Origin of the sequence: Methylobacterium sp. J-090 (assembly GCF_022829345.1) — a bacterium.
Lineage (GTDB): Bacteria > Pseudomonadota > Alphaproteobacteria > Rhizobiales > Beijerinckiaceae > Methylobacterium.
Genome location: NZ_JAKSXV010000096.1, coordinates 228,731 through 246,030 on the forward strand (window position 1 = coordinate 228,731; position 17,300 = coordinate 246,030).

At 69.5% G+C, this 17,300-nt stretch carries 17 protein-coding genes; 12 read left to right on the forward strand and 5 right to left on the reverse strand.

From position 1 onward, the window contains the following. Positions 1–562: 562 nt before the first annotated feature. From MKK49_RS17990 to MKK49_RS24550, 7 genes are all read left to right on the forward strand, one after another. Complete coding sequence (locus tag MKK49_RS17990; RefSeq protein ID WP_244030998.1) at positions 563–1,810, forward strand: Hsp70 family protein; 1,248 nt, start codon at positions 563–565, stop codon at positions 1,808–1,810. 72 nt (positions 1,811–1,882) lie between these two features. Next, positions 1,883–3,328 (forward strand): RluA family pseudouridine synthase, encoded by a 1,446-nt coding sequence (locus MKK49_RS17995; protein ID WP_244031000.1) that lies wholly within the window; start codon positions 1,883–1,885, stop codon positions 3,326–3,328. Between the two features lie 178 nt (positions 3,329–3,506). Further along, positions 3,507–3,965: a hypothetical protein gene (locus tag MKK49_RS18000; RefSeq protein WP_244031002.1), complete on the forward strand. Its 459-nt coding sequence runs from the start codon at positions 3,507–3,509 to the stop codon at positions 3,963–3,965. A 13-nt stretch (positions 3,966–3,978) separates the two neighbouring features. Then, the gene (locus MKK49_RS18005) at positions 3,979–4,650 is read left to right on the forward strand and encodes an HAD-IA family hydrolase (RefSeq protein WP_244031004.1); all 672 of its coding nucleotides are present in this window, start codon (positions 3,979–3,981) and stop codon (positions 4,648–4,650) included. A 55-nt stretch (positions 4,651–4,705) separates the two neighbouring features. Next, positions 4,706–5,509, forward strand: a complete 804-nt coding sequence (locus MKK49_RS18010) for an ATP12 family chaperone protein (RefSeq protein WP_244031006.1) — start codon at positions 4,706–4,708, stop codon at positions 5,507–5,509. Between the two features lie 140 nt (positions 5,510–5,649). Further along, a complete protein-coding gene (locus MKK49_RS18015) occupies positions 5,650–7,182 on the forward strand; it encodes an acyl-CoA carboxylase subunit beta (RefSeq protein ID WP_244031007.1) in 1,533 nt (510 codons plus the stop codon). A gap of 122 nt (positions 7,183–7,304) precedes the next feature. After that, positions 7,305–7,433, forward strand: a complete 129-nt coding sequence (locus tag MKK49_RS24550) for a hypothetical protein (protein ID WP_274533103.1) — start codon at positions 7,305–7,307, stop codon at positions 7,431–7,433. A 19-nt stretch (positions 7,434–7,452) separates the two neighbouring features. On the opposite strand, the gene MKK49_RS18020 is transcribed toward MKK49_RS24550, so the two are convergent. From MKK49_RS18020 to MKK49_RS18030, 3 genes are all read right to left on the reverse strand, one after another. Next, positions 7,453–8,412, reverse strand: coding sequence for a metallophosphoesterase (locus MKK49_RS18020; RefSeq protein WP_244031008.1), 960 nt, complete (start codon positions 8,410–8,412; stop codon positions 7,453–7,455). Between the two features lie 125 nt (positions 8,413–8,537). Then, the gene (locus tag MKK49_RS18025) at positions 8,538–8,753 is read right to left on the reverse strand and encodes a hypothetical protein (RefSeq protein ID WP_244031009.1); all 216 of its coding nucleotides are present in this window, start codon (positions 8,751–8,753) and stop codon (positions 8,538–8,540) included. 300 nt (positions 8,754–9,053) lie between these two features. Next, entirely contained in the window at positions 9,054–10,448 is a 1,395-nt protein-coding gene (locus MKK49_RS18030; RefSeq protein ID WP_244031011.1) for an aminotransferase, read from the reverse strand. 112 nt (positions 10,449–10,560) lie between these two features. Between MKK49_RS18030 and MKK49_RS18035 the strand changes: the two genes are divergently transcribed. Further along, the gene (locus MKK49_RS18035; protein WP_244031012.1) at positions 10,561–11,115 is read left to right on the forward strand and encodes a hypothetical protein; all 555 of its coding nucleotides are present in this window, start codon (positions 10,561–10,563) and stop codon (positions 11,113–11,115) included. Continuing rightward, positions 11,105–11,836: an HAD family hydrolase gene (locus MKK49_RS18040; RefSeq protein ID WP_244031014.1), complete on the forward strand. Its 732-nt coding sequence runs from the start codon at positions 11,105–11,107 to the stop codon at positions 11,834–11,836. The genes MKK49_RS18035 and MKK49_RS18040 overlap by 11 nt, the downstream gene beginning before the upstream one ends. Here MKK49_RS18040 and MKK49_RS18045 read toward each other — a convergent pair. Continuing rightward, positions 11,833–12,330: a MarR family winged helix-turn-helix transcriptional regulator gene (locus tag MKK49_RS18045; RefSeq protein WP_244031017.1), complete on the reverse strand. Its 498-nt coding sequence runs from the start codon at positions 12,328–12,330 to the stop codon at positions 11,833–11,835. The two genes, MKK49_RS18040 and MKK49_RS18045, sit on opposite strands and share 4 nt — an antisense overlap. Before the next feature lie 144 nt (positions 12,331–12,474). Between MKK49_RS18045 and MKK49_RS18050 the strand changes: the two genes are divergently transcribed. After that, complete coding sequence (locus MKK49_RS18050; protein ID WP_244031024.1) at positions 12,475–13,254, forward strand: DUF1499 domain-containing protein; 780 nt, start codon at positions 12,475–12,477, stop codon at positions 13,252–13,254. A gap of 4 nt (positions 13,255–13,258) precedes the next feature. Here MKK49_RS18050 and MKK49_RS18055 read toward each other — a convergent pair whose 3' ends face one another. Then, the gene (locus tag MKK49_RS18055) at positions 13,259–14,176 is read right to left on the reverse strand and encodes an MBL fold metallo-hydrolase (RefSeq protein ID WP_244031026.1); all 918 of its coding nucleotides are present in this window, start codon (positions 14,174–14,176) and stop codon (positions 13,259–13,261) included. 168 nt (positions 14,177–14,344) lie between these two features. Between MKK49_RS18055 and MKK49_RS18060 the strand changes: the two genes are divergently transcribed. Further along, positions 14,345–15,685: an Nramp family divalent metal transporter gene (locus tag MKK49_RS18060; RefSeq protein ID WP_244031028.1), complete on the forward strand. Its 1,341-nt coding sequence runs from the start codon at positions 14,345–14,347 to the stop codon at positions 15,683–15,685. 149 nt (positions 15,686–15,834) lie between these two features. Next, positions 15,835–17,244, forward strand: coding sequence for a carbohydrate porin (locus MKK49_RS18065; RefSeq protein WP_244031029.1), 1,410 nt, complete (start codon positions 15,835–15,837; stop codon positions 17,242–17,244). Positions 17,245–17,300: the final 56 nt, after the last annotated feature.

The following is a 17,300-nucleotide window of genomic DNA, read 5'->3' on the forward strand; positions in this document are numbered from 1 at the left end:
ATCGGCGTCTATCGCCCCGTAACGCGAGCGACCCCGTCCGGAGGGACGCTCGTGCGAACTGGCGACTTGGGCCAAGATCTAAAATCAAAAATTTAAATTTTTGTAAAATCTTCGTCATTCGATAAATACCCACCCAATTTATACTTTGATTTCGACCTATAATATTGATTTATATTGACAAATATTTTAATGACTAGATAAGTCGAAGTACGGTCAGTGCTGGGAATGCCTGTGCGCAGCGCAAATCATCATCGATCGGCCCGCGGTAAATAGTTTCGCTGTTACTTCCAGAGATAAGATGACGGCATCGCCGTTTTGGCGAACATCTGACGCGTCATTCCCTTTCTTCCAGCGAGGACGGGCGGCGGTTCATCGGTTCTCGTGATCGAACCATGCTCCACCCGCGACAGGACGGGCGACGATGGAGCGGTTGACGATCGCTGCGCCGGGCCGTCATGCCCCGATGGAGCACGGCCGCACCGCACAAAAGCCGTGGACCTCGGAGAAGCGAGCCTGTAGGTGAGCCGGCCCTCTCATCGCGCGCTGATGCCGGAGACCCAACATGGCGGCCTGCGGCCTCGATTTCGGCACCTCGAACACCACCCTCGGCCTCGTCACCGGGCGTGCCCCCGCCCTGGTGCCCCTGGAGGGCCGCCACCTCACGATACCGAGCGCGATCTTCTTCCCCCCGGGGCAGGCCGCCTTCGTCGGCCGCGCCGCAATGACGGAATACGTCGAGGGCACGCCGGGCCGGCTCATGCGCAGCCTGAAATCCGTCCTCGGCTCCTCGCTTCTCGAGGAAACCACGCCGGTCGGGCGCGAGCGCATCAAATTCCGTGACGTGATCGGCCGCTACCTCGCCGCCGTGAAGGCGCGGGCGGAGACCGAATCCAGGCGCTCCCTCGACACGGTCGTTCACGGTCGCCCGGTCCACTTCGTCGACGGCGACCCGGAGGGCGATGCCCGCGCCGAGGGCGCCCTGCGCGAGATCGCGAACAGCATCGGGTTCCGGCACGTCTCCTTCCAGTTCGAGCCCATCGCGGCGGCCCTCGACTACGAGCAGCAGGTGAGGGCGGAGGAGATCGCCCTCATCGCCGATATCGGTGGCGGCACCTCGGACTTCTCCATCGTGCGCCTGTCGCCCGAGCGCCACGCCAAGACGGAGCGGGCGGACGACATCCTGGCCAATGACGGCGTGCGCATCGGCGGCACCGACTTCGACCGGCGCCTCAGCCTCGGCACGGTGATGCCGCTGCTCGGCCTCGGCAGCCCGATGAATCGCGGCGACATCAACGTGCCCAACGCCTACTTCCACGACCTCGCCACGTGGTCGAGCATCAACCGGCTCTACAACGCCCGGACCCTGCGGGAGATCGAGGAGGTCCGCCGCGACGCCCGCCGGCCCGAACTCATCGACCGGCTCCACACGGTGGTCGAGGCCGAGCGCGGGCATTCCCTCGCCATGGAGGTCGAGGGTGCCAAGATCGCCACCTCGGATGCGGGGCGCGGCAGCATCGATCTCGACTGGGTCGAGCGCGGGCTCTCGGCCGACATCGACCGGAGCGGCCTCGTCACCCACACGGACGAACTCGCCCGGCGCATCGCCGAGCGCATCGGCCGCTGCCTCGCCCAGGCCGGTCTCACCGCCGACCGGATCGACGCCCTGTTCCTCACCGGCGGCTCCACCGGCCTGCCGCATGTCCGCGCCGCCTTGACGGCCACTGTTCCCAACGCGCGGATCGTCGACGGCGACACCTTCGGCTCCGTCGGCACGGGCCTGACCATCGAGGCGGCCCGACGCGCGGCCTGATTGCCTGTTGGCGAAGGGAGCCGTGCACGACCTGCGCTATGCCCCGGCGGGTGCGGGTGGTACGAGCGGATCATGACCACACGACCACCTTCACGCGGCGGCGCCGGACGCAAGGGCTCCGGTGCCGGGGCGAGCAAGCGCCCTGGGCGCGGCCCCGGCCCAGCCGGCAAAAGTCCGTTCGGGGCGAAGAGTCCGTTCGGGGCCAAGCGACCGTTCCGCAACGCCAAGGACCCGGAGCGGGAGCGCACGGGGCCGCGCACCAGCGCCCTCGACGCGGCCCAGCGGGCGGCGTCCATGCGCGGCGAGGCCGACAAGCGGGCGCCCTGGCGCCCCGGCGACGCGCCGGACGCCGAGGCCGAACATCGGGATCAGCAGGACCTTCCGAGCCGCATCCGCAGCCCCCGGCCCGAGACGCCCGAGGACGCGCCGCGTCGCGCCCGCGCGCCTCGCCCGGAGGCGACTGCGCCCGTGGAAGGCCCGACCCGGCGCGAGCAGCGCGCGGCCGCCTCCGCCACCCTGGCGTCCGGCGTCCAGACCCTCGTCGTCGAGGAGGACGAGGCCGAGATGCGCATCGACCGCTTCCTGACGACGCGGTTCCCGCAGCTGCCTTTCACCCGCGTCCAGAGCATCGTCCGCAAGGGCGAGCTGCGCGTCGACGGCAAGCGCGCCAAGCCCAACGACCGGCTGCTCCCCGGCATGAGCGTGCGGGTGCCGCCGCTCAAGCTCGACGCCGTCGGCGAGCGCCCGCGCAGCGCCCAGCGCGACGCCACCGATGCGGACTTCATCCGCTCGCTGATCCTCTACGAGGACGCCGAGATGATGGTGTTGAACAAGCCCTTCGGCCTCGCGGTGCAGGGGGGCTCCGGCACCGTCCGGCACGTCGACGGGTTGCTCGAGTCGCTGGCCGGTCCCGATGGACAGAAACCGCGCCTCGTCCACCGCCTCGACAAGGACACGGCCGGCTGCCTCATCGTCGCCAAGACCCGGCTCGCCGCGGCCACCCTGGCAAAGAGCTTCCGCTCGCGCTCGGCCCGCAAGGTGTACTGGGCCCTCACCGCCGGGGTGCCCCGGGTGCCGCAGGGCCGGATCTCCACCTACCTCGCCAAGGAGGAGCCCACCGACGCGGACGCCCGCATGCGGGTGGCCCAGCACGGCGACGATGGCGCCGCGCACGCGCTCACCTACTACGCCATGGTGGACAACGCCGCCCAGAAACTGTCCTGGCTGTCGCTCAAGCCGGTGACCGGCCGCACGCACCAGTTGCGCGCGCACGCCGCCCATATCGGCCACCCCATCGTGGGTGATCCGAAGTATTTCAGCATCGAGAACTGGGAGTTGCCAGGCGGCATCCAGAACCGCCTGCACCTGCTCGCGCGCCGGATCGTGATCCCGCATCCGCGCACGGGCAAGCCCGTGGACGTGACGGCGCCCCTGCCGCCGCACATGGCCCAGAGCTGGAATTTGCTGGGGTTCGACGCGTCGCGCTACGATCCCATCGTCGAGGCCCCCGAAGCCTGAAATGATCCGGCGCGGGTGAGCGGACAAAGCGACGGTGCCGCACCCGGCGACCTTGGCAATCCGGCGGCATGCCTTATCCTTCCGTACAACCTTGAGGGCTCGCCGCGTCTCGGCGGGACCGTAATCGCGCCAAGCTGCCTTGCGAGCCCTCTCGCATGGCGTCTCGAAGGTCACGCTCATGAACCCCGCGACTGCCGCCTGTAGCGCGCTCCTGGCCCTGTCCGCCCTGACGTTCGCGCCCGGTTCCCTGGCGCAGACGGCACCGCCGCCGCCGCAGGCGCGGCCGGCACAGCCGACACCGTCTCCCGCGACGCAGCGCCAGACGAATCCCGGCCAGACGAATCCCGGCCAAGGGAGTCAGAACCAAGGGAATCCGAACCAAGCGACGACGCCACAGCCGGCTCCCGCGCCACGTCAGGCCAATCCCGGTCCGTCCGCGCCGACGCAGGTGGCACCCGCACCCGGCGGCCGTGGCGCCGGCGCCGGGCGGCGACCCCGTTCATCCTACGCGAGCTGCAACCGGCAGGCCCATGCCCGCGGCCTGCGCGGCGGGGCGCGGCGCCGCTTCCTCATCCGGTGTAAGCTCGGCTACGAGCGCCCGCGTCAGCCGCAGGTCGCGCCGGCGCGCCAGCCGTGACGGGCGCGCGCCCGTGACGCTCATCGTCTTCGACGTCGATGGCACCCTCATCGACAGCCAGCACCTCATCGTGGCGGCGCAGGGACTCGCCTTCGCCGAGCACGGCCTCGCGGCACCGAGCCGGGCCGAGTCCCTGTCCGTGGTCGGCCTGTCCCTGCCGCAGGCGTTCCGGCGCCTCGTCGGCGATGACGGTCCGGTGGAGGGCCTGTCGGAGAGCTACCGGCGCGCCTTCAACACCTTACGCCTCGATCCGAACTACGAGGAGCCGCTGTTTCCCGGCATGGAGGCCTTGCTCCAGCGGCTGCACGCGCGCGACGACATCCGCCTTGGCATCGCCACCGGAAAGGCCCGGCGCGGGGTGGACCGGCTCATCGAGACCCATGGCTGGCAGGGTTGGTTCGCCACCACCCAATCGGCCGACGATGCGCCGTCGAAGCCCGACCCGACCATGCTGCGCCAGGCCATGGTGGAGGCCGATGCCACGCCCGAGACCACGGTGATGATCGGCGACACCACCTACGACATGGAGATGGCGGTGAGCGCCGGCGCCGTCGCCATCGGAGTCGGCTGGGGCTACCATCCGGCCGGCGCCCTGTTCGGAGCCGGCGCCGCCACGGTGGTGGAGACGGCCACCGCCCTGGCGGAGCTGTTTCCCGGCAATGGCCCCGTGATCTCCCAATCCTGATCGGGGACGGCGGATGGTCTCGCAGGCACCGCGCCGATGGGCTATTGCGGCAATCATGAGCGACGATACCAAATCCGACTGGCTTGGCGGCGCCGATGCCGCGCCGCCCAAGCCGGCGGCCGATCCCACCGCCTCGGCCCGCGGCCCCGGCAAGCCGGCCCTGCCGAAGCGCTTCTACGCGCAGGCCGGCCTCGCCGAGGCGGAGGCCGGCCTGCGCCTGACCCTCGACGGGCGCCCCGCCCACACGCCCGCGCGCAATCCCCTCGTGTTGCCGAATCGAAGCCTCGCCGAGGCCGTGGCCGCGGAGTGGGAAGCGCAGGTCGCGGTGATCGATCCGGCGACCATGCCGCTGACGCGACTCGCCAACACCGCCATCGACGGCGTCGCTCCCCGGCGCGAAGCGGTGATCGCCGACCTCTCGGCCTATGCGGGTACCGATCTCCTGGCCTACCGGGCCGGTGATCCCGAGCGCCTCGTGGCCGCACAATCCGCCGCCTGGGACCCCGTGCTCGACTGGGCTCGCGAGGCCCTCGGCGCCCGCTTCATCCTCGGCGAGGGCGTGATGCACGTCGCCCAGCCGGAGGACACCACAACTGCCCTGCGCCGGGCCATCGCGGCGACGGACGGGCCGTTTCGGCTCGCGGCCCTGCACACGCTCACGACCCTGACGGGCTCCCTCGTCCTGGCGCTCGCCGTGCTGAACGGGCACCTCACCCCGGCGCAGGCCTGGGCCGCCGCCCACGTCGACGAAACCTATCAGGCGAGCGTGTGGGGCACGGACGCCGAGGCGGCGGCGCGCCACGCCCTGCGGAACGCCGAGTTCGAGGCCGCGGCCCACCTTGCCGCCCTCGCACGGTGAGCGCGCTCGGGCGCGGTTCGGGCAACCCTTGAAATCCATTTTCGCTGAAAGCGCCGCGTGCTAAGGGCGCTTCAAACCGTGGCCGTCACGATGTCGTCGGCGCGGGTCCCGTCATCTCTCCCAGGCAAGGCGTTCCCCGCATGAAGGACATTCTCGAACGGCTCGAGGAGCGGCGCGCCCAGGCCCGTCTCGGCGGCGGTGAGAACCGGGTCGTCGCCCAGCACAAGCGGGGCAAGCTGACCGCGCGCGAGCGCATCGAACTCCTCCTCGACCACGGGTCGTTCGAGGAATTCGACATGTTCGTGCAGCACCGCTCGACCGATTTCGGGATGGAGAAGCAGAAGATCCCCGGCGACGGCGTGGTGACCGGCTGGGGCACCATCAACGGCCGCACGGTGTTCCTGTTCTCGAAGGACTTCACCGTGTTCGGCGGCTCGCTCTCGGAGACGCACGCGGCCAAGATCGTCAAGGTCCAGGACATGGCGCTGAAGATGCGCGCCCCGATCATCGGCATCTTCGACGCCGGCGGCGCCCGCATCCAGGAAGGTGTCGCGGCGCTCGGCGGTTACGGCGAGGTGTTCAAGCGCAATGTCGCGGCCTCGGGCGTGATCCCGCAGATCTCGGTCATCATGGGTCCGTGCGCCGGCGGCGACGTGTACTCGCCGGCCATGACCGACTTCATCTTCATGGTCCGCGACACGAGCTACATGTTCGTCACCGGCCCCGACGTGGTGAAGACGGTGACCAACGAGGTCGTCACCGCGGAAGAACTGGGGGGGGCCAAGGTCCACACCACCAAGTCCTCCATCGCCGACGGCTCGTTCGAGAACGACGTCGAGGCGCTCCTGCAGATTCGTCGCCTCGTCGACTTCCTGCCGGCCAACAACATCGACGGCGTGCCGGAGATCGAGAGCTTCGACGATCCCCTTCGCCTCGACATGAGCCTCGACACGCTGATCCCGGACAACCCGAACAAACCCTACGACATGGGCGAGCTCATTCGGCGCGTCGCCGACGAAGGCGACTTCTTCGAGATCCAGGCGACCTACGCCCGCAACATCATGACGGGTTTCGGCCGCATCGAGGGCCGCACCGTCGGGTTCATCGCCAACCAGCCCATGGTGCTGGCAGGCGTCCTCGACTCGGATGCCTCCCGCAAGGCGGCCCGGTTCGTGCGCTTCTGCGACGCGTTCTCGATCCCCATCGTGACCTTCGTCGACGTTCCGGGCTTCCTGCCGGGCACGGCCCAGGAATACGGCGGCCTGATCAAGCACGGCGCCAAGCTGCTGTTCGCCTACTCCCAGGCGACGGTGCCGCTCGTGACCATCATCACGCGAAAAGCTTTCGGCGGCGCCTACGACGTGATGGCGTCCAAGCACGTCGGCGCCGACCTCAACTACGCTTGGCCGACGGCGCAGATCGCCGTGATGGGCGCCAAGGGTGCCGTCGAGATCATTTTTCGCAGCGAGATCGGCGATGCGGACAAGATCGCCGAGCGCACGAGCGAGTACGAGGACCGTTTCCTGTCGCCGTTCGTGGCGGCCGAGCGCGGCTACATCGACGAGGTGATCATGCCCCACTCCACTCGCAAGCGCATCGCCCGGGCGCTGGGCATGCTGCGCACCAAGGAGATGGAGCAGCCCTGGAAGAAGCACGACAACATCCCGCTCTGACGGCGGTTCGGGTCCCCCGGGCCGCTCCGGGGGACCACGCACGGCGAGCCGGGGATTCTTTCCATGCCGCCGTTCTGGAAAGTCGTGCCATGATCGCCGCCCGAACGACCGAGGAGGCACTCATGGCGACCGAGAACAAACGTGGCAGTCGCGAAGCGAAGAAGCCGAAGAAGCCCGTGGTCAAGACCATCGCGGCGGCGGCTTCGACGAAGGACATGGTCAGCGCGGCGGTGAAGAACGCCAAGAAATAAGGGCATCCGCTGCGGCGCCTTACCACCGCCGGTCGTCGTTATGCCGCGCGGTGCGATCGGACGTCCCGGAACCGGGCTGCTCCGCACCGCCGAGGTCGAGCATCACGATCTCGGGGGGGACGCCCAAACGTACGGGAATCCGGCTGACGCCGAAGCCGCCGGACACGATCATGTGCCGGTTCGCCAGAACCACATGGCCGTAGGCGAAGTCGTTGCCGCGTACCGAAGGGATCACGGGCGAGTAGCCGAACAGGCGGATCTGGCCGCCATGGGTGTGGCCCGCCAGCGTCAGGGACACCCGGTCGGGGACATCGAGGAAAATGTCCGGCTCGTGCACCATGAGGAGCACCGGCGCGTCGTCCGTGATCTGCCCGAGGGTGCCCGGCAGATCGTCGCGGCCCTCGTAATTGCCGACCTTCACGAACGGCTCCTGATCGCCGAGCCCGGCGATCCAGAACGGGTGACCGTCCTTCTCGAGGCGGAGCACCGTATTCTCCATCACCGGGATGCCGCGCGCTTCCAACACGCGCTGCGCCTCGGTGACGTCACTGAGACCCGCCTGTGCCCTGGCGTCGTCCCACCAATCGTGGTTTCCCAGGATGGCATGGACCCCGAGGGGCGCGCGCAGACCTTCGACCACCCGGGCGAATTCGACGAGCGGCACCTTGCGGAGGGTGACGCTCGGCCCGGCCGGATAGTCGCCGAGCATCAGGATGAGGTCCGGCTTGAGCGCGTTCGTCGCATCGACGATCTCGGCGATGCGGTCGAGGGGCATGAACGGCTCGCCGACGTGGAAATCGGCCAGGACGGCGACGCGCAGGCGCAGGCTCGGCGTCCAGCGCGGCAGCACCGGTGCGTAGCGTGTGACGATGAGGCGGAAGCGTGGCTCGACGAGCGCGTAGGCGCCCGTGGACAGGCCGAGGACCGCGCCCGCGCCGATGCCGCCCAGAACTTGCCGGCGGCTTGGCAGGATCAACATCGGTGCCAGCCCTTGGGTCGCAGGTCGATCCCGTCTCCCTCGTCGCCAATGTGGACGAATTGACGACAGGGTACGGCAATCCGAAAAAGCCTGCCGAGGAACCTCCCGCAGCGATCCCGCCGGAATCACACCGGCGGTGCGTCCTCGTGCTCGAAGCGCGCCGCGATGCGAGCAGCCTTCGCCCGGGCGGCCACCGCCTTGCCCGCGACCGCCGAGACGAGAACCGCTGCAGCGAGGGCCGGCAGGGCCACGGGTCGAAAGCCCTCGGCCAGCCGGCCGGAAGCGGACGGACGGCGGTCCGGGGCGGGACCGGCACTCAGGTTTTGATCGGGGGCGTACATGGGAACGGGTGTCCTGCCTGGGCTCTTTCAAGGGCCGCCGGACAATCCCCGCCCGGCCGTCCCCCACGCACCGCTCGGGCACCTTTCGGTTCGACCCGGATGCGTGTCGAGCATCACAGCAACCATAAAGGTCGGCTCAATATGAATGGAAGCTTAAGACCGCCTCACTGCCCGAAATCACGGCAGCCTTGTTTCTCATCATCAGACTGAGGTCTGACAAATCCGTGATCGATGTTGCGGCACTGCAATAAGTTACGTCGCAGTGCGCTTGATCGTCGTATGGCGGTAGCCTGTGGCCCATCAGCCACGCGAGGGCGCAGCGTCGAGACCCTCCGCGGCGATCCAGGCTTGGGTCCGATCGAGCGCCCGGGTGAGGCGGTCGAACAGGGTGTCGATCTCGTCGGGTGCGATCACGAGGGGCGGGCACACGGCGACGCGGTCCCCGGCGAGGAATCGCACGATGAGCCCCTCGGCCTGCGCGAAGGCGACGCAGCGGGCGGCGACACCGGCCTTGGGCTCGTACTGGCGCTTGCTCGCCTTGTCGGCGACGATCTCGAGGCCGCCGATGAGACCCAAGCCCCGCGCCTCGCCGACGATGGGATGGTCGGCGAGCGCCGAGAGGCGGCCCTGGAAGTGCGGCGCCTTGCGGGCGACGCCGTCGATGATGCCGTCACGCCGGTAGATGGCGATGGTCTTCAGGGCCACGGCGCAGGCGACGGGGTGCCCCGAATAGGTGGTGCCGTGGCCGAAAGTGCCGAGCTTGGCGCTCTGCGAGACCATGTGTCGGTAGAGAGGTTCATCGATGGAGATGCCGCCGAGCGGCATGTAGCCCGAGGTGATCGCCTTGGCGAAGGACAGGCTGTCGGGCCGCATCCCCATGGCCTCGGAGCCGAACCAGGTGCCGAGGCGTCCGAAGCCGCAGATCACCTCGTCGGCGATGAAGCGCACGTCGTGGCGGTCGAGAACCGCCTGGATCTTGGCGTAGTAGCCAGCCGGCGGCACGATGGCCCCGCCCGCGCCCAGCACCGGCTCGGCGACGAAGGCCGCGACGGTGTCCGGCCCCTCGCGCTGGATCAGGGCTTCGAGTTCGTCGGCCAGACGCGTGGAGAACGCCTCCTCGGTCTCGCCCGCTTCGCCGTATCGGTAATGGTGCGGGCAGCTCGTGTGCAGAAATCCCGGCAGGGGCAGGTCCCAGTCGGCGTGGTTCGCGACCAAGCCGGTCATGGAGGCGCTCGCCACCGTGACCCCGTGGTAGCCCTTCACGTGGGAGATGATCTTCTTCTTCCTCGGCCGGCCCAACGCGTTGTTGAGGTACCACGTCAGCTTGATCTGGGTATCGTTGGCTTCCGAGCCCGACGAGGTGAAGAAGATCTTCGAAGTCGGGACCGGCATCAGCTCCTTCAGGGTCTCGGCGAGCTCGATGGCCGGATCGTGGCTGCGGCCCGAGAACAGGTGCGTGAACGGCAGGCGCGACATCTGCTCCTTGGCCGCCTCCACCAGTTCCTCGTTGGAATAGCCGAGCGCCGTGCACCAGAGGCCGGCCATGCCCTCCAGATAGGGCCGGCCGTCACTGTCGTAGACCCAGACGCCGTGGCCGCGCTCCAGCACGAGCCCCCCGGTCTCGCGGAACGTCGCGAGGTTGGTGTAGGGATGGATCAGGGTCTCGACGTCGCGGGCCGCCAGGTTCGAGAGCATCGGATCTCCGTTCGGTGAAGCGGGACGCCTGCGGCGCCGGTCGGGGCCGTCACACTAACGGCCCGATGCCCGGGCACAAACCCGTTCACCGCTGCACCGGACGCTCCCCGTCATGCTATCGCCCACGACCCTCGATCCAGCGAGCGTCATCGCGACGCCGGCCCCCGGCCGCGCCTGCGGCCCCTGCACCCTGTGCTGCAAGGTCTATGACGTCCCCGCCGTCGAGAGCGTCGCCGGGCAATGGTGCCGGCACACGAAACAGGGCCGCGGCTGCGCCATCCACGCCACCCGGCCCGACCATTGCCGCGCCTTCCACTGCCTGTGGATGACGGAAGGCTGGCTCGGTCCGGAATGGAAGCCGGACCGGGCCAAGATGGTCCTCAGCCTCGATCCGGTGTCGCGCCACATGAACGTGCAGGTCGATCCCGGCCAGCCGAACGCCTGGCGGCGCGAGCCGTATTACGGCCAGCTCAAGCGCTGGGCCGCGTCCTCCCTTCCGCAGAAGCGCCACGTCCTCGTCCACCTCAACAAGGTGACCACCGTGGTGCTGCCCGACCGCGACGTGAACCTCGGCGTGTTCGAGCCCGGCGACCGGATGGTGGCGCGCGAGCGTATGACGCCCGCCGGCCCCGTCATCGACGTCGAAAAGATCTCCCATGTGGCTTGAGGGCGCTCGGCTGCGCGGCATCCTGTTCGACAAGGACGGGACGCTCATCGATTTCGACCGCACCTGGGGTCCCGCCGCCCACGCGGTGATGGCGACGCTCGCCGGTGGCGACCGCGCGCGCTTCGAAGAGCTCATGCGCGTGAGCCACTATGTCGAGGACGAGCGGCGCTTCCTGCCGACCTCGCCCCTGCTCGCGGGGGCCTCGTCGATCTACGGGCCACTCTGGGCGCGGGTGCTCGACCGGCCCGCGGGGCCGGACCTCTACGTCGAGATGGACCGGCTGTTTCGCGAGGCGGCCTTGCGATCCCTCCATCCCATCGGCGCACCGGCGGACCTCGCCGCGCAACTGGTCGGAGCGGGCTACGCTCTCGGCATCGCCACCAACGATGCGGAAGCCTCGGCGCGGGCCCAGGCCGAGGTGCTGGGGCTGACCCCGCATCTCGGATTCATCGCCGGTTACGATTCCGGCCACGGCGCCAAGCCCGAGCCCGGGATGGTGCTGGCCTTCGCCGCGCATCTCGGGGTGGCGCCGGCCCGCATCGCCCTGGTGGGCGACACGCCCGCCGATACCTGCGCGGCGCGGGCGGCGGGCGCCATCGCCATCGCGGTCCTCAGCGGTCCGGCGGGGGAGGGCGCCCGCGAGATCATGGCGGCGCACGCCGACTACATCATCGGCTCGATCCACGATCTACCGGCGCTCCTGGCCGAGATCGCCGCTTAAGGATCGATGAGGCGAGCCGCCGAATCCTCCCGGGCGACCTCGCGCCAGCGCAGCACGAGGCGCTCGAAATCGGCGATATCCTCGGGTGGCAGGCGGCCGAGGGTGCGGGCGACGTAGGCCTTCTGAGCCACGATGCCGCGGACGGCGAGATCCGTGCCCGCTCCGGTGAGGTGAAGGGCGTGCGAGCGCCGGTCGCCGGGAATCGCGCGGCGCTCGACCCAGCCGGCCTCGACGAGGCGATCGACCAGCCCCGAAACGTTGCCCTTCGTGACATAGAGCCGCGCCGCTAGATCCTGCTGGGTCAGGCCCTCGCGCTCGGTCAGGGTCGAGAGCGCATCGAATTGCGGAATCGAGAGCCCGAGCTCGCGCAACTCGGCGCCCATGGCGGCGGTGACGCGGCGATTGAGGCGGATGAACCGGAACCAGACCCGGAGCGGGTCCGGGCCCTCGGCGTCCCGTAACGCCTCGACTCGGTCTGGGGCGGTGGCACTCATGGTGGAGCCGCTATAGCAGAACCGGCCGGCGGCGGAAGAAGGAGGACCGGGTGGCGTGCCGTCCCCGTGCCCGGTAAAGCTCGGCGGCGCGCCCGTGGGCCTCATCGCGGGGCCGCGCGCCGGACAGGGATCGTTTGTAGGCCCATGCGTCGTCTGCCCTTCGAGGAGCCCGTCACCCGCGCCGGCCCGCTCGCCCGCTCGGTGGCGGTCCTCGCTCTCCTCGTCACCCTGTTCGCCCTGGTCCTGGTCCGCGATCCGCGCGCGGAGGCCGGGCCGGCCCTCGCGACCCTCGGCGGGGGGCTCGTCCTCGCGCTGCTGGCCGTCGCCCTGTCGGCCTTCGCCTTCGTGCGGGTCTGGCGGGAGGGTGCGCGCGGCCTCGGCGCGGCCGTGGCTGGCCTGTCCCTGGCTCTCCTGATCCTGGCCTATCCGGCGTTCGCGGGGCTGCGGGCCGTGCGCCTGCCGGCTCTGACGGACGTCACCACGGACATCGACAACCCACCCGCCTTCTCGCGCTCGCGCGCCGCCTTCGCGGCCCGGGACGGGCGCTATCCGCCCGATCCCGGACCGGCGGCGCGGGCCGGGCAACGGGCGGCCTATCCGCAGATCGCCCCCCTGACCCTCGACCTCGACGCCGACGTCGCCTTCGAGCTCGCGCGCAAGGCGGCGGTGAACCGGCGCTGGCAGATCGTCGAGGCGATCCGCCCGGGCGGACGGGTCGGCAACGGCCGGATCGAGGCGGTGTCGCGCGGCCTCGTCCTCAACCTCGCCGACGATGTCACCGTGCGGGTGCATCCCCGGGCGGACGGCGCGCGCATCGACGTACGCTCGGCCTCGCGCCTCGGCGTCCACGATCTCGGCGGCAACGCCGACCGCATCCGCGCCTATCTCGACGAGGTCGCCAATCTCGCCATCGCGGTGAAATAGGGGATCAGGCGGGGGCGTAACGCCCTTCCAGGCGCGGCGGCCCGTCGGTCACGACAACGCCGCGCTCCACCAGATCCTCGAGATGCGCGAAGACCGACAGGGCGGCGGCCCCGTGCAAGGCCGGGTTCAAGCCCTGGTAGATCGCCGCCACGATGGCGCGGATATCGCGGTCGCCGGCCTCGATCCGTGTACGAATCGTGGTCTCACGCTGGCGGCGGTGGGCGGCGAGCCCCCGCACGAACCGGCGCGGATCGCGCACCGGCCCGCCATGCCCCGGCCAGTACACCGTCTCGCTGCGCTCCCGCAGCTTGTCGAGGGAGGCCATGTAGGCGCGCATGGAACCGTCGGGCGGCGCGACGATGCTCGTCGACCACGCCATGACGTGATCCCCCGAGAACAGGGCCGCCTCCTGCGGGAGCGCGAAGGCGAGGTGGTTCATGGTGTGGCCCGGCGTCTCCACCGCCTCCAGGGTCCATCCGTCGCCCGCCACCGTCTCGGCCTCGTGCAGGACGCGATCCGGCTCGTGTGCGCGGTCGGCACTGGCGTCGAGGTGGGGCAATTCGCCCTCGGCAAGGTCCCGGGCCGCCCGGTGGGGACCGCAGCCGACGATGGGAGCGCCCGTGCGGGCCCGGAGCAGGCGGGCCCCCGGCGAGTGGTCGCGATGGGTGTGGGTGACCACGATGGCGGTTACCCGCTCGCCCGGGATCGAGGCCAGCAGCGCGGCGACATGATCGGCATCGTCCGGACCGGGATCGATGATCGCCACGTCGCCCATCCCGACGATGTAGGTGCAGGTGCCGGTGGCCGTGAACGGGCTGGCGTTGGGGCAGATGCGGCGTCGGATGAGGGGGGAGAGCCGCTGCGTCGCGCCACTGGTCGGGGCGGCCAGGTCGAAGACCGGATCGTCGCGCGTTTCGCTCATGCCGGCTCCGCCGAAATCCGTGGGTACGCTCCGGCCCTACGCCATCGCCGCGTGCCCGACAACGCCGGGCGAATTAAGCCTTTTATTTTGAGTATAGCCGATGCTATATCGCGTGCGATAAAGCTGGGGCGTCGGCCTGCCAGCGGGCGTATGAGGGCATGGGGTACGATGGGGCATCACGAACCGGCCTGGCGCTTCCACCGCGACACGCAGGAGCAGCCGAGCCTCGGCGCCATGAACGGCAGCGTGCCCGTGCTTCAGACCGGCTCGTGGCTGCGCCGGCTGCTGGGCTTCATCGGGCCGGGCTACATGATCTCGGTGGGCTATATGGACCCGGGCAACTGGGCCACCGACATCGCCGGGGGCGCCCAGTTCGGCTATACCCTGCTCTCGGTCATCCTGCTCTCGAACCTGATGGCCATCGTGCTGCAGGCGCTCTCCGCGCGGCTCGGCATCGCCACCGGCCGCGACCTCGCCCAAGCCTGCCGCGACCACTATTCGCGCCCCGTGGGCTTCGTCCTATGGCTCGCCTGCGAGGCGGCGATCATCGCCTGCGACCTCGCCGAGGTGATCGGCACCGCCATCGCCCTCAAGCTGCTGTTCGGCATCCCCCTCATCCTCGGGGCGACGATCACGGCGCTCGACGTGTTCCTGATCCTGCTGCTGATGCGCCGGGGCTTCCGGGCCCTGGAGGCCTTCGTGATCGCGCTCCTCGGGGTGATCTTCGTCTGCTTCGGCGTGCAGATCGCCCTGGCGAGTCCGCCGCTCCAGGCCGTGCTCGGGGGCTTCCTGCCGACGGCGGAGACCGTGACCAATCCGGCCGCCCTCTACATCGCCATCGGCATCATCGGCGCCACGGTGATGCCCCACAACCTCTATCTCCACTCCTCCATCGTGCAGACCCGGGCCTATCCCCGCACCGAGGCGGGCAAGCGCGCGGCCGTGCGCTTCGCCGTCACGGATTCCACCATCGCGCTGATGCTGGCGCTGTTCGTCAACGCCGCGATCCTGATCCTGGCGGCTTCGGTCTTCCACGCCAACGGGCGTACGGACGTGCAGGAGATCGAGCAGGCCTACGAGCTGCTGTCGCCGCTGCTGGGGGCCGGCATCGCCTCGACCCTGTTCGCCGTGGCGTTGCTGGCGTCGGGCCTGAATTCCACCGTCACCGCTACCCTGGCGGGTCAGATCGTGATGGAGGGCTTTCTGCGGTTGCGCATCCCCGACTGGGCGCGCCGGCTCATCACCCGGGGCATCGCCATCGTCCCCGTCGTGGGGGTGACTGCGCTCTACGGCGAGCAGGGCACTGCCCGCCTGCTCGTCCTGAGTCAGGTCGTTCTGTCGATGCAATTGCCTTTCGCGGTGATCCCCCTGGTCCGATTCGTCTCCGATCGCGGCAAGATGGGCGCCCTCGTCATTCCCGGATGGCTCAAGCTCCTGTCCTGGGCCATCGCGGGGCTCATCGTCGCCCTGAACGTCAAGCTCCTCGTCGACACCATGACCGGCGCCTGATCCCGCAGCGCGCCGCCTGACAGGGCACGCGCGCCGGCCACCCGCCTTTCACCCAGAACCACCATAGCGGACCCGGCGGGCAACCGGGCGCCGCAGCGAAAACGCGCGCCCCGAACATAGCAACAGCTTACTTCTTCAGCGAGGGCTTCATGCGATCCAGGACGTCACGATCTCAAACCGTCTCGGCCGGCCTCCTGGCGATGATCGCCACCCTGTCGCACGCGATCGCGGAGCCATCGCCGGACATTCCCGAGCGCCCGCCGCAATCGGCCGCCGCCGAGCCCCAGGGCGACTTTCCGGTGTCGATCCGCTCGTCGCTGGGGGCTTTCGGCGATCCCGGCGGTCTTCGTGCCGCTCTGGGCGCGCGCGGGATCAACCTGACGTTCCTCGCCACCCATGAGGTGCTGGGCAATCCCTCGGGCGGCGTCCGCAGTGGCGCGATCCATGCCGGCAAGCTCGAGGGAATCCTCACCGTCGATCTCGGCAGGCTCGCCGGTCTCGACGGCGTCACCGCCTTCGCCAATGCCTTCCGGATCCACGACACCGGCGGCCTGCGCGACCGGAGCTTCCAGCGGCTCGTCACGGTCAGCAACATCGAGGCCTATCCCACCACGCGGCTGTCGGAGCTCTGGTTGGAACGGCGTTGGGATTCGGGCTTCGCCGTGAGAATCGGGCAACTCGCCGCCGACGGCGAATTCTTAGCCTCGGAGACCGGAAAGCCGTTCCTCAGCAACGATTGGCCGACCATCACCGGGGCCAACCTGCCGAGCGGCGGCCCGGCCTATCCCCTCGCTACCCCGGGCGTGCGCCTGCGCTACGATCCGAACGCCGATCTGTCTGCCCTGGTCACCGTCTTCAACGGTGATCCCGGCGACCAGCGCGTGGTCAACCGCCACGGCACCAATTTTCGCACCGGCGACCCACCCCTGGTGATGGCCGAAATCCAGCTGCGGCGCCATCAGGAGCCGGAGTCGCGCGAGTTGGCGGCCAGCCTCAAGTTCGGAGGGTATCGCCATTCTGGCCGCTTCGACCATCTGCGTTTCGGTGCGGACGGACAGCGCCTCGCCGATCCGTCCAGCACCGGCACCGCGCGACGTCTGCGCGGCACCAGCGGCCTCTACGTGGTCGCCGACCAGCAGCTCTACCGCCCCGAGAGAGGAGGGCCATCGAGCGGGGTTTCGATCTACGCCAGACTGTCGGGAAGCCCGTCCGACCGGAATCTCATCGACCTATGGGCAGATGGCGGGGTCGTCGTCGCCGGACTTGTGCCGGGGCGGCCGGACGATCTCTTCGGTGCAAGCTTCATCTACGCGCGGATCAGCAGCGCTGCCCGGGCGTTCGACCGCGACCGCGCCGCCTTCGGCGGATCTCCCCCGATCCGTACGGCGGAAGCAACGGTGGAACTGTCCTATCAGATGCAGCTCGTGCCCGGTTGGACGCTGCAGCCGGACCTCCAGTACGTTCACAATCCGGGCGGGGGAACCGAACATCCGCTGCACCCGGACAAGCGGATCACCGGCGGCTTCGTGCTCGGACTCCGTTCGACCGTCGTCTACTGACAAGTCCAATCAGGACTTGCACGCATCAGAACCTGCGCGAATTAGGATCTGCGGCG